10 protein-coding genes and 1 other annotated feature (1 of these 11 only partly in view) are annotated in these 13,302 nt (G+C 40.8%); of the genes, 4 read left to right on the forward strand and 6 right to left on the reverse strand.

Features of this window, described 5'->3' with window-relative positions:
• Positions 1–205: a binding site (T-box leader), on the reverse strand; it reaches 1 nt to the left of the window's first position.
• Between the two features lie 102 nt (positions 206–307).
• Positions 308–3,178, forward strand: a complete 2,871-nt coding sequence (locus tag MKY51_RS12665; protein WP_339172625.1) for a transglycosylase domain-containing protein — start codon at positions 308–310, stop codon at positions 3,176–3,178.
• A gap of 51 nt (positions 3,179–3,229) precedes the next feature.
• Here the strand turns inward: MKY51_RS12665 and MKY51_RS12670 are convergent, their stop codons facing one another.
• The 5 genes from MKY51_RS12670 to acsA form a co-directional block, all read right to left on the reverse strand.
• Positions 3,230–4,381, reverse strand: coding sequence for an acetylornithine transaminase (locus tag MKY51_RS12670; RefSeq protein ID WP_339172628.1), 1,152 nt, complete (start codon positions 4,379–4,381; stop codon positions 3,230–3,232).
• Positions 4,378–5,154, reverse strand: a complete 777-nt coding sequence (gene argB, locus MKY51_RS12675; RefSeq protein WP_339172630.1) for an acetylglutamate kinase — start codon at positions 5,152–5,154, stop codon at positions 4,378–4,380. The genes MKY51_RS12670 and argB overlap by 4 nt, the downstream gene beginning before the upstream one ends.
• Positions 5,117–6,340, reverse strand: a complete 1,224-nt coding sequence (argJ, locus tag MKY51_RS12680; RefSeq protein ID WP_339172632.1) for a bifunctional glutamate N-acetyltransferase/amino-acid acetyltransferase ArgJ — start codon at positions 6,338–6,340, stop codon at positions 5,117–5,119. The genes argB and argJ overlap by 38 nt, the downstream gene beginning before the upstream one ends.
• A gap of 123 nt (positions 6,341–6,463) precedes the next feature.
• The gene (gene argC, locus MKY51_RS12685; RefSeq protein ID WP_339172634.1) at positions 6,464–7,498 is read right to left on the reverse strand and encodes an N-acetyl-gamma-glutamyl-phosphate reductase; all 1,035 of its coding nucleotides are present in this window, start codon (positions 7,496–7,498) and stop codon (positions 6,464–6,466) included.
• Positions 7,499–7,698: 200 nt separating this feature from the next.
• Positions 7,699–9,420: an acetate--CoA ligase gene (gene acsA, locus MKY51_RS12690; RefSeq protein WP_339176632.1), complete on the reverse strand. Its 1,722-nt coding sequence runs from the start codon at positions 9,418–9,420 to the stop codon at positions 7,699–7,701.
• A gap of 170 nt (positions 9,421–9,590) precedes the next feature.
• On the opposite strand from acsA, the gene MKY51_RS12695 reads away from it, so the two are divergent.
• From MKY51_RS12695 to MKY51_RS12705, 3 genes are read left to right on the forward strand one after another with little or no spacing between them, the layout of a single operon-like run.
• The gene (locus MKY51_RS12695) at positions 9,591–10,223 is read left to right on the forward strand and encodes a GNAT family N-acetyltransferase (protein ID WP_339172636.1); all 633 of its coding nucleotides are present in this window, start codon (positions 9,591–9,593) and stop codon (positions 10,221–10,223) included.
• 25 nt (positions 10,224–10,248) lie between these two features.
• The gene (locus tag MKY51_RS12700) at positions 10,249–10,896 is read left to right on the forward strand and encodes an acetoin utilization AcuB family protein (protein ID WP_339172638.1); all 648 of its coding nucleotides are present in this window, start codon (positions 10,249–10,251) and stop codon (positions 10,894–10,896) included.
• Positions 10,893–12,056 carry an acetoin utilization protein AcuC gene (locus MKY51_RS12705; RefSeq protein ID WP_339172641.1) on the forward strand — a complete coding sequence of 388 codons (1,164 nt, stop codon included), beginning with the start codon at positions 10,893–10,895 and terminating at the stop codon, positions 12,054–12,056. The genes MKY51_RS12700 and MKY51_RS12705 overlap by 4 nt, the downstream gene beginning before the upstream one ends.
• A 78-nt stretch (positions 12,057–12,134) precedes the next feature.
• Here MKY51_RS12705 and ccpA read toward each other — a convergent pair whose 3' ends face one another.
• Entirely contained in the window at positions 12,135–13,133 is a 999-nt protein-coding gene (gene ccpA, locus MKY51_RS12710) for a catabolite control protein A (RefSeq protein ID WP_339172643.1), read from the reverse strand.
• Positions 13,134–13,302 lie beyond the last annotated feature (169 nt).

Consider the following 13,302-nt stretch of genomic DNA (forward strand, 5'->3'; position numbering starts at 1 on the left):
GCAGGGACGTCAAATTATTATTTAACGCGGTACCACCCGGCTTGAAGAAATTTCAGTCTTTCTTCCACTTTAAGCGTCTATAACGTGACGATCCGTTCAGGCTCCAAGTACGTAATTCATAAATGCGCTATGTCTAGCTTTCACCAACCGCTAGCTCTCTATGCAGGGAACACATTTATTACTGCAAACTCTTCGTTGCCTGAAATTTATATTTTCTATTCTACCTAGAAAATAGTTGATGTCAATATTTATATTCGTTTATATCTCAAATATGCTATAATAAACAAGATTTTAGGAGGTCGATGATGTGAGAGAATGGCTCGAAAAATTGAATAAAAAAATCGAAATCCTTGCTTCTTCAGAACGAATGCGCTATGTCCGGATCGGAAGCGGTGTATTCTGGAATTTAATATTGCTGGCGATTATTTTTACAGCCGCGACACTATTGTTTGTCGGAGCTGTAGGCGCAGGTTACTTCGCATCATTAACAAAGGATGAACCTTTGCGATCAAAAGATGAAATGCGCGAGCAAATTTTCAGTTATGAAGAAACAAGTGAACTTTATTTTGCGAACGATATTTACATAGGAAAGATCCGAACAGATTTGGACCGTCGTGAAACATCGCTTGCCAATATATCCCCATCCTTAATAAATGCTGTTCTTGCAACAGAGGATGAATATTTCCGCGAGCATACAGGTATTGTACCGAAAGCTGTAATCCGCGGTTTACTGCAAGATGTATCCAACTCATCTACACAGACAGGTGGATCTACACTTACACAGCAATTAATCAAAAACCAAATATTAACGAATGAAGTTTCATATGAACGTAAAGCAAAGGAAATTTTACTTGCGTATCGTCTGGAACATTTTATGACAAAAGAAGAAATACTTGAAGCGTATTTAAATATTATCCCGTATGGCCGAAACTCTTCGGGACGTAATATTGCCGGTATTGAGACGGCAGCGCAAGGTATTTTCGGTGTATCTGCATCTAAATTAAATTTACCGCAAGCGGCCTATATTGCCGGTATCCCTCAGGCACCGTTCAAGTACACACCTTTTACAAATAAAGGTGAGAAAAAAAGTGCGGATGGGATGCAGCCAGGTATTGACCGTATGAAGACGGTTCTTTATCGTATGCAGGAAGCTGGTTATATTACGAAGAAAGAATATGACGAAGCGATTAAGTACGATGTTACACAAGACTTCAAAGGATATGAAATTCGTCCCGAAGAAAAATATCCTTGGTTAACAGCAGAGCTTGAGCTCCGTTCAAAAGAAATTTTTGCAAAAATACTTGCTGAAAAAGACGGTATTGATCCGGATCGTTTAAAAGAAGAAGAAAACTTAAATGAGAAATATACTATAATGGCCGACCGTACAATACGTTCCGGTGGTTACCGTATTTACTCTACGATCAATAAAGATATGTATGATGCCATGAAAAAAGTGACGGAAGAGTTCACTTTATACGGTCAAACATACAAAAAGAAAGAAAAGGATCCTGAAACAGGAGAAGAAATAGAAGTGGATGTTCCTGTACAAACAGGAAGTATCGTTATTGAAAATAGCACCGGCCGCATTTTAAGTTTCGTTGGCGGACGCGACCACACTATTACACAAGTGAACCATGCAACAAACGCATTCCGTTCAAATGGTTCAACAATGAAGCCATTACTTGCCTATGCACCGGCAATCGAATATGGTGTCATCGGAGCAGGAAGCCCTGTTGTCGACGTGAAATTTAAACATCCGGTTACTGGTTGGGATCCTGTGAACTATAACCCGAACCAGGAATTAGGTATAATTCCTGCACGTCAGGCTGTTGCGTCATCGCAAAACTTGGCTGTAGCACGTTTATATGATTCCATTTTAGATCGTCGCCCTGCTACTTTCCTGGAAAAGATGGGCTTCTCTAAATTACTGCCTGTTGATTACGAAAACAGTTCGACCGTTCTGGGCAGTTTGACGATTGGTGCTTCTGTTGAAGAAAATACTAACGCTTATGCTACATTTGCCAATAATGGTCAATTTATCGATGCTTACATGATTGAACGCATTGAAGATCTGGACGGCAATATTGTTTATGAACATGAAGTAGAGCCTGTGAAAGTATTTGCACCTGAAACAGCGTATATCATGACAGATATGCTGCGTGATGTGTTGAAGCAGGGCGGAACTGGTACATTGGCAAAGAGCCAGCTGAAATTCTCGTCTGACTTTGCTGGCAAAACCGGTACAACACAGGACCATAACGATGTTTGGTTCGTGGGATATAATCCGAATATCTCGGTAGGTGTCTGGATGGGTTACGAAAAACTGCGTACCCTTTATGCATTTAATAACCGTTACCAGCACCCAAGTCAACGTGTAAACCGTCTATGGGCAAATTACTTGAATACGCTATATGATATCAACCCGGAATTAGTCGGTACGAAAGAAGCATTCAAAAAACCTGAAGGCGTTGTGACGCGATCATTTTGTGGTATTTCAGGCCTGGCACCTTCAACTTCATGTGCCAATGCCGGTTTAGTCACTTCCGATCTATTTAATAAAAATGTATTTTTACCAACACAGCCTGATGACAGCTTTGTGTCTTCTACATCGGTTGTGATTAACGGCAACACGTATGCTGCATTACCGAATACACCTACTGAGTTTGTCCAAATGAGCGGTTTCGGATTGAATCAGGCATTCGTTGACCGGATGTTAGGCAGACTGGGTGGAGACGCTTCAAAATTGCTGTCGTTCAGTTCTGGTAATGGAGTTGTAACCGGTGCTCCATTCTCTGCGGACAGTGCACCACCGCAACCTGTTTATGCGACATTAGCAAACGGTTCACTATCATGGACAGCCTCTGCATCCAATGATGTTGTTGGCTACCGCGTATATAGTGTTACCGATCAGGGTAGATCGCTTGTACGTTCATTAAAATCTTATGAAGGTTATCGGGTATCAGTTTCACCAGGTGTTCGCTACATCGTTGTAGCAGTCGATATTACAGGATTAGAATCAGGCTATTCGAATGAAGTCGGAGAAGTGGTTGAAACTGCACCACCAGCTCCACCGGAAACGGAAGATGAGGAAAATGTTGTACCTGGGGAAGTAATTGAAGACCTGGATGAGATTGAAGTTGACGTCGATCCGGTCGAACCAGAACCATCAGGGGAATAAAAACAAAAAATCTCACCAACTTTTATAGGTTGGTGAGATTTTTTAATGTAATTAAATTGATAATTGTTCTGCTTTTAATACATCTTTAAGTAAATTGACTGCTTCATCAATTTCCTGTTCGCTCACTGTTAAAGGCGGTAATAGTCGAATCACTTTCGGGCCGGCAGCAACTGTTAATAGACCAGCTTCATCCAATGCGGCCACATAAGGTGCCACATCTTCTCCGCCAAGGCTTAGACCAAGCATTAACCCTTTCCCTTGAACTGAATATTTATCTTCCGGAAAAGCTTCTTCCAGTTTATTAATAAAGTATGCTGATTTTTGTTTTACATTATCCAAAAAGGCATCATTGAATATTTGATCGATAACTGTTTGAGCAACGGCAACACCTAATGGATTCCCGCCGAATGTCGTACCGTGTGTACCTGCATTAAATGTGTTGAACAGCTTTTCTGTCCCAAGAATTCCCCCGATTGGGAAACCGCCGCCGAGACCTTTAGCCATTGAGACAATGTCCGGTTTAATAGCTGTCTGTTCAAATGCAAAACGAGTTCCTGTACGTCCGATACCTGTTTGTACTTCATCAACAATGACTAAAATATCTGAGGATTGCTGAATTTCATGAATGGCTTTCGCGAATTCATCCGTTGCAGGATTTACTCCGCCTTCACCTTGAATCATTTCAAGCATAATCGCAGCAGTATCTTCATCAACTGCAGCTTTCAATGCTTCGATATCATTAAATGGCAATGTTATAAACTCACTCACTAAAGGACCGAATCCTTTACGCACTTTATCTTGTCCAGTTGCGCTCATCGCACCAAATGTACGTCCGTGAAAGCTCTGTTCAAACACAATGATTTTATGTTTCCCTGTATGCTTACGTGCTAATTTAATAGCCGCTTCGTTCGCCTCTGCACCACTATTACAGAAAAATGCATATGATAAATGCAAATCTTTCACTAATGATGCGGCAAGTTTTTCCTGTCCTGGACTTTCAAATAAGTTACTAATATGCCACAGTTTTTGACTTTGTTTTTGAATAGCTTCAACGATTGATGGATGTGCATGCCCTAAACTACAAACAGCAATGCCGCTCGTAAAATCTAAATATCTCTTCCCTGTCGTATCAAATACTTCTGTTCCTTTGCCTTCGACAATAGCAAAAGGTCTTCTTGCGTAATTTTGGAATAATGCACTCATTTCACTAGCTCCTCACTTAAAATAGTCGTCCCGGTTAAAGCTTCATTAACAATTTGTACAGAAGGTATACCTGCCTTCAAACAATTCAGGGCACCCTGTACTTTCGGAATCATCCCGCCGTAAATATGCCCTTCTTCAATCCATTGTTCGATCAGGCGTGGTGTTACTTCTGTCTGGTATTCATCCTGTATGCGAATACCGGCCACATCCGTCACAAGCAGGAGACATTCCGCCTCGACAGCCAATGCAATTTCACTTGCCACTGTATCGCCATTAATATTCAGCGCCTGCCCATCCTTTGTTGCACCGATACAGGCAATAACAGGTACAATTCCAGCTTCCGTCAAAGAGTTTAACATATTAATATTAACACGCTTCACTTCTCCAACATATGCGTAATTTTTATAATCTAAAAATTCACACTCCAGCAGTCCCCCGTCAAATCCATTCAGCCCAATAGCAGAAATATTTGCTGAATGGAGCTCATGTACAAGTGAAGGGTTTACTTTTCCGATTAAAGTTGACTGTACAATACCGATCATTTCTTCACTTGTTACACGCAGTCCGTTTACCGTTTGTGACACGATACCGGCAGCGGCTAATTCACGGTTGATCGCAGGTCCACCTCCATGTGTAATAATGAGTTGGAACCCTTGATCCTGCAACGCTTTAAAATTGCGAAAGAAGGTCTCGTTAAGACCTTCTAATGTGCTGCCGCCAAGTTTTATGACCATTTTACGAGCGGTATGATGCGTTGATTTGAACGTAGTCATAAGTCAGGTCACACCCCCATGCAAATCCGTGCCCTTTCCCAACTTCAAGTGACACATATATTTTTACTTCATGCTGTTTTAAAATTTCGATAAGCTCATCCTCGGAAAACTTAATTGGTTCGCCATTTTCCACCATTGTTGCCCCACCGATTTTGATTGTGATTTTATCGGGATCGATTACAGCACCTGAATAGCCAACTGCTGCAATAATACGTCCCCAGTTTGCATCACAGCCAAATACTGCTGTTTTTACAAGCGGTGAACCTACAACTGTTTTTGCAATTTTACGTGCCTCTTCATCTGAAACTGCTCCATCCACTTCTACTTCAATCAGCTTTGTTGCACCTTCCCCGTCACGTGCAATTGACTTTGCTAAGTCTTCTGCCACAAGACGTAGTGCTGTGTAAAAGTTTTCCCAGTCAGGATGTAATGGAGATAGTGGTTCATTTCCCGCTAAGCCATTAGCCATTACAATAACCGTGTCGTTCGTAGATGTATCACCATCCACTGTGATTGAATTAAATGTGCAATCCGTTACACTTGATAATGCTTTTTGCAGCTCATTTGATGCAATATTGGCATCTGTTGTAATAAACCCTAGCATTGTCGCCATATTTGGTTCAATCATTCCGGAACCTTTAGCTGTTCCTGATACAATGACTTCCTTGCCATCAATGATCGTGGCATAAGTTGTATTTTTCATGACAGTATCTGTTGTTAAAATTGCCTGAGAGAAATCAATACCGCTTTCTAACTTTGAATCGGGATTTAATTGTTCAACACCTTTTTTAACCGGCTCCATTTTCATAATTTCCCCGATGACACCCGTAGAGGCTACCCCTACCAAATTGGATGCGATGCCAAGCTTTTGTGCGGCAAGCAGTTGCATTTCATATGCATCCAATACGCCTTGTTTACCTGTACATGCATTGGCATTTCCTGAATTGACGATCATTGCCTGCATTTTTTTCGTTTCATATACAACTTCTTTTGTTACTTTTAAAGGTGCTGCCTGAACTGCATTAGTTGTAAATACTCCGGCAACGCTTGCCGGTACTTCACTTACTAGAATCGCTAAATCTTTTTTCTTATGTTTAAGTCCGCAATGAACACCTGCTGCAGTAAACCCTTTTGGTGATACGATATTTTTGCTTGATAATTTCTTCATCTCTATTGTTGAAGTCATCTAATGACCCTCCCTTAATTGTCCTCGTCATAATCTGTTCGCTGATGAATGAGAAGGCACAATCGACTCGCCTTCCCCCCCAACCAATCAACTTGATAGTCATTTATTTCTCATCTTTATAAATCAAATAAAATACGGAACGAGTTGTAAGCCTGTTTGCTGCGGGAAGCCGAATTGGACATTCATGTTCTGAATAGCCTGGCCGGCAGCTCCTTTAACTAAATTATCGATCACACCGATAATCGTTGCCCGATTTGTCCTTTCATCGAGTTTCACATAAATATCACAATAGTTTGAACCTTTCACGCGATTTGTTCCCACTGCGGAAGCCTGTTGAATGACACGGACAAATGGATGATCTTTATATGTTTCTGTTAAACAGTCCACTAATTGTTTTTGAGTAACCCCTTCCGTTACTTGTGCATAGGAAGTTGCTAAAATACCTCGTGTCATCGGTACAAGATGCGTATTAAATGTTACTGTTGTTTCGATATCGGTAAACATTGAAATCGCTTGTTCGATTTCGGGAATGTGCTGATGTTCATTAATTTTATAAATCGAGAAGCTCTCATTTGCTTCACTGAAATGTGTTGCCTGTGACGGTTTGTTCCCTGCTCCTGAAATTCCGCTCTTCGCATCGATGACGAGGAAGCTCGGATCAATTAGACGATGTTTTATAAGAGGCAGGATGGATAATAAAACAGCCGTTGGATAGCAGCCCGGGTTGGCAATTAAATCTGCGTTTTCAATTGCCGACGCATTCCACTCCGTTAATCCGTAAACACTTCGATCCACAACTTCCTGTGGTGCCGGATTTTTTTTATACCATGTTTCATAGCTTGCTAAATTTTTCAGCCGGAAATCCCCGGATAAATCAATTAATTTTGGACCCCGTTCAACTAAAGATGGAAAAATCGTACTTGATACCCCGGATGGCGTACTTGCAAATATGACATCGTATTGCGCCAATGCCTCATCATCCAATTTAAGTAATGATTGATTATAAATATCCGTTAAATGCGGAAATTTATCCGAAAACTGAGTTCCTTCATCAGAAGATGTGAATAATCCAATTTCTTCTACTTCTTTATGATTATGCAAAAAACGCAGCAGTTCTAGCCCGCCGTACCCTGTTGCACCAATAATACCTGCCTTCATGTTGTCACCTCGTCAATTTTATATAACCGAAAAAATCTTTTACGAATTCTAAATGATAAAAATAAGTATAAGTATGTATATTTATTTAGTCAACTGTATTTTTATATAATTCTAGATTATTCTAAATTATTGTTCAATAATAATACAAAAGGCGCCTACATATGTAAGCGCCCCGATTTAAGAAGTACTGGCATATAAAATTAATCTTCCATTGTCGATAAGTCGCCTGCCGGTAAATCAAGTTCCCATGCCTTTAAAACACGGCGCATAATTTTACCGCTTCGGGTTTTCGGCAGCTTATCTCTGAATTCAATTTCGCGTGGTGCCGAATGGGCGGATAGACCGTTTTTTACAAAGTCTCTAATATTCGATTCAAGCGCTTCGCTAGGCTCTATCCCTTCACGCAATGAAATAAATGCTTTAATAATTTCACCGCGCACCGGGTCTGGTTTTCCGATGACGCCTGCTTCCACTACATCAGGATGTTCAAGCAGTTTACTTTCCACTTCAAATGGTCCTACACGTTCTCCTGACGTCATAATGACATCGTCTACTCGACCCTGGAACCAGAAGTAACCTTCTTCATCCTTAAATGCAGAATCACCTGAAACATACCATTCTCCTTTTAAGAAATAGGATTCATAGCGTTCAGGGTTCCCCCAAATTTGCCGCATCATTGCAGGCCATCCTTTTTTGATGGCCAAATTCCCCATTGTATATGGCGGGACTTCATTGCCTTGATCATCTACAATCGTTGCATAAATACCTGGCACAGGTTTCCCCATTGATCCCGGCTTAATATCCATTGATGGGTAATTGCAGATCATATGGCCACCCGTTTCCGTCATCCACCATGTATCGTGAATACGGTGATTTAATATTTCCATACCCCACTTTACGACTTCCGGATTTAATGGTTCACCGACCGATAAAACGTGACGAAGAGTTGAAAGATTATATTTACCGATAATATTCGGACCTGCACCCATCAACATTCGAAATGCAGTTGGCGCACTATACCATACTGTGACACCATATTCCTCAATTGCTCCATACCAAGCCTGCGGACTAAATCGTCCCCCGATAACGACATTCGTCACACCATTTAACCATGGACCGAAAATCCCATAAGCCGTCCCTGTTACCCATCCAGGATCGGCTGTGCACCAGTAGATGTCATCCTCCTTTAAATCCAGTACCCATTGTGCTGTCTGATATTGCTGGATCATTGCATAATGGACCTGTAATACCCCTTTTGGAGCACCCGTTGAACCGGAAGTATAATGCAAAAGGGAGCCATCTTCCTTATCGACCCATTGAATGTCAAAATCCTGAGATGCCTCTGCAAAGTATTTATTAAAATCTAGTATCTTATCCGTTTCTTCAATATTTTCCCCGACAACAAAAACCGTTTTTAAATGCGGCAGCTTCTCAAGCGGGACTCTGCTTAACAATGCTGGTGTTGTAATGATTGCGGTCGCTTCACTATCCATTAACCGGTCATATACGGCCCCTTCCATAAATGCTTCAAATAATGGCCCCACGATTGCGCCAATTTTCAATGCACCAATTAAGCTGAAATAAAGCTCCGGCGTGCGTGGCATAAAAATAAATATACGGTCCCCTTTTTTTAAGTCCGCCTTTTCCTTCAACACATTCGCAGCCTTATTTGTATGACGTTTCATATCATAAAAAGAATAGGCTTCTTTTCGATTCCCATCACTATAATAAAGAGCGACTTTGTTTTTGCGGTGTGTTGTTGCATGTCGGTCTATTGCTTCATATGCAATATTGACCTTCCCCGTTTCAAACCAAGAAAATGCTGTTTCACTATGTTGCCAAACATGATTCGCAGCTGTTTCCTCATAATTTTTTAAATTATGTTCCCCCGGAATAACTGCTAGCTTTTCCATTGTTTTCATCCCCATGAAAAATCCCCTTTCATTAAAAACTACAATCATTTTACAATAAAAATACTATAATAGGCAAAATATTTAAAACTTTCAATCAATTTAGTGACATCTCGCGAATTTAAGCGTATTTTCGCATGAAATAGAGTATAATAGATGTATTAAATGCAGGTGGTGTGATTATGATTCATGTGAAAAATTATTATCGTCTTGAATTCAAAACGAAGAATGGTAATGTTTTAGTAGAAGGACCTGTTTCTTCCGAAAAATTAGCTACCTACACATTACATGAAGATTTAAAAGCTTTCAGACCTTCCCATCAACAGCATGAAGCCCTTGTCGGGATTGCTAAGCTGGAAGAAGGGCGCATTATTGTCATTCGACAGGATAATATTATTGTCGGCTATGTTACGTATCTCTATCCAGATCCTTTGGAACGCTGGTCTGAGGATCGGATTCCGAATATGATTGAGCTTGGCGCCATTGAAGTCATTCCTTCTTTTAGAGGATCCGGCTCCGGCAAAAAATTATTGGAAGTATCATTTATGGATGATGCAATGGAAGATTATTTGGTCATTACAACTGAATATTACTGGCACTGGGATTTAAAAGGGACAGGTTTATCCGTGTGGGAATACCGGAATATGATGGAGAGAATGATGACATCCGTCAATTTCGAGTATTATGCAACAGATGATCCTGAAATCACTTCCCATCCTGCCAACTGTCTCATGGCGCGTGTGGGGGCACGTGTTGGAACTGAGACATTGGAGAGATTTGACAGACTTCGCTTTAGAAATCGTTTCATGTATTAATTCTTATCACAAAGGGGAATGAACTATGATTGTCGAAGAAATTATGCAAAGAGAGATACATACACTCCTGCCTGAAAACACAGTACGTGATGCTGTCGGACTAATGCGGGATAAAAATATCCGTCATGTGCCGATTGTAAACAAAGAGAATCTTGTTGTAGGCATCATTACAGACCATGACTTGAAAAACGCTTTGCCTTCCCGGTTACGCGAAGAACCGGACTCTACGATTTATGATGCTCCAATCGAGAAAATCATGGTCAAAAATCCGATTGTCGGCCATCCGCTAGACTTCGTTGAAGAAGTAGCCATGACTTTTTATGATGCTAAAATCAGCTGTTTACCTATTGTTACTGCCGGAAAGCTGATCGGTATCGTCACGACGACTGATTTACTATATACTTACATCGAATTAACAGGCGCACATAAACCCGGATCTAAAATTGACATTCGGGTAAATGACAAGCCCGGTATGCTGTTTGAAATAACAAAAGTATTCCATGATAACAAGGCAAATGTATTAAGTGTTCTCGTATATCCTGATGGTGAAAATAAGAAGTCCCGAATTGTAAGTGTCCGTCTGCAAGTAATCAATCCGCTGCATATTATTGAAGAGTTGCGTAAGCAAGGATACGATGTATTGTGGCCAAACTTGCCTGGCGTTACATTATGAAAAAAGCTGTATTTATTTATTCACCAGAACAACTCACTTACAAATTTTCGGACACACACCCGTTTAACCACAAACGGTTACACTTAACGATTGATTTATTGAAAAATATCGGTGCCCTTAAGGATGAGGATATCGTCCCTGCCCGTATTGCGACAGATGAAGAAATTGCGCTGGCCCACGACATGCAATATATCGAAATCGTAAAAAAAGCTGGTCATGGCGAGTTAACACCCCAGCAAGGGGAACCATATGGTATTGGAACAGAGGATACACCGATATTCAAAAATATGCATGAAGCAAGCGCACTGCTCGTTGGCGGTACATTGCAGGCAGTCGATCAAGTACTGCAAGGTAAATCTCAGCATGCTTTAAACTTGGGCGGCGGACTTCATCACGGTTTCCGTGGAAAAGCATCCGGTTTTTGCATTTATAATGACAGCAGCGTAGCGATTAAATATATTCAGGAAAAGTATGGGCTACGCGTTTTATATGTAGATACTGATGCACATCATGGCGATGGTGTTCAATGGTCCTTTTATGATGATCCGAATGTATGTACATTATCGATTCATGAGACAGGCCGCTATTTATTCCCTGGTACAGGCAATATAACAGAGCGCGGGAACGGTGAAGGATACGGGACTTCTTTTAACTTCCCTATTGACGCATTTACAGAGGATGAGAGCTTCCTGGAAATATATGAACAGTCCATGCGTGAAGTATTTGAATTTTTCAAACCCGATGTCGTCTTGACGCAAAACGGTGCAGATGCTCATTATTTTGATCCGCTCACACATTTGTACGGGACAATGAACATTTACAAAGAAATACCAAAGCTTGCGCATAAATTGGCACATGAATATTGTGAAGGTCGCTGGATTGCAGTTGGCGGCGGTGGCTATGATATTTGGCGGGTCGTTCCGCGTGCTTGGTCACATATTTGGACGGAGATGACCGATCAGCCTGCCCCGACTGGACCGTTACCGCAGCAATGGCTCGATAAATGGCAGACGGAATCGCCTGTTCAGCTAATACCGACTTGGCATGATCCACAACCTTTATACGATCCGATTCCGCGTAAAGCTGAAATTGAGGAAAAAAATGCACGAATGCTTGAAAAAGCCCTACATATAATTCGTACAGAAAAAAACCGTTTATAATGTTGCTATAAATTCCGGGTGAAATTATAGAGCTATCCTAAAACAAAAGCGCCTGTCAGCTGTTGACAGACGCTTTTATTATTTACTTGAACCGCGCTTTTCTATGCGGTGTGGTAAGATGACATGTTGCTGTTCAACTTCCTCTTTGTTCATATACTTCGTTAATAAGCGCATTGCAACTGCTCCGATATCGTATAAAGGCAATACAACACTTGTCAGTCTAGGTCGTACCATGCGCGCTAGTTTTGAATTTTCGAAGCTGATGATTTCCACATCATTCGGTACATTTTTCCCGCTATCTTGAATGCCATGGACTAATCCAATTGCCAACTCATCATTCCCGACAAAAATGGCAGTAGGCGGTTGCTGTAGTTCACTTAAATTCGCCCAGCTTTCCAATCCACCGTCATAAGAGCCATCTCCGGCATCAATTAAAGCATCATCTATTTCTATGTTTGCTTTTTTAAGGGCATCTTTATAGGCAGCAAGTTTATGCTGACCATTCACTGTATACTTTAACGGCCCTGAGACAAATGCAATTCTCATATGTCCATTATTAATAAGTGTTTCTACAGCTTCAAATGCCGCATTATAATAGTCAATATTTACAGAAGCTACTTTTTCAGTAGAACTGATAGACCCTGCCAATACAATCGGTACAGGGCAAGCCTCCACCGCACGTTGAATAGTGTCTGTTACCTCTTCACTCATCATCACAATGCCATCCACTTGCTTCCCTAGCATCGTATCAAGTAACGTTAGTTCTTTTTCTTCATTTTGATCTGAATTCGCCAAAATAATGTTATAGCGGTACATTGTCGCAATATCTTCAATGCCTCGAGCAAGCTCGGCATTTAAATTATTCGAAATATCAGGGATGATGACTCCTACTGATGTTGTTTTTTTACTTGCTAAGCCACGTGCTACTGCATTTGGACGATATTCCAGACGCTCTATCACTTCCAACACTTTTTTTCTTGTTGCAGGCTTAACATTTTGATTTCCATTTACTACGCGAGATACGGTTGCCATTGATACATTCGCCTCACGTGCAACATCATAAATTGTGACAGTCAAAAGTTTCTCCCCCTTTTTTATCTTAGTGATACAAGTTTTTCAAATTGACTAGTAATACTAATTGTTATGTATAGCTTCATCATATAATATTTTCATTTCTCTTTTCAATCCAAAACCTAGTGAATACCTGGTTTTTTCATCAATTGTCTTAAAATATTCAAAAAATATG

This window comes from Solibacillus sp. FSL R5-0691 (assembly GCF_037974225.1).
Taxonomy (GTDB): Bacteria; Bacillota; Bacilli; order Bacillales_A; family Planococcaceae; genus Solibacillus.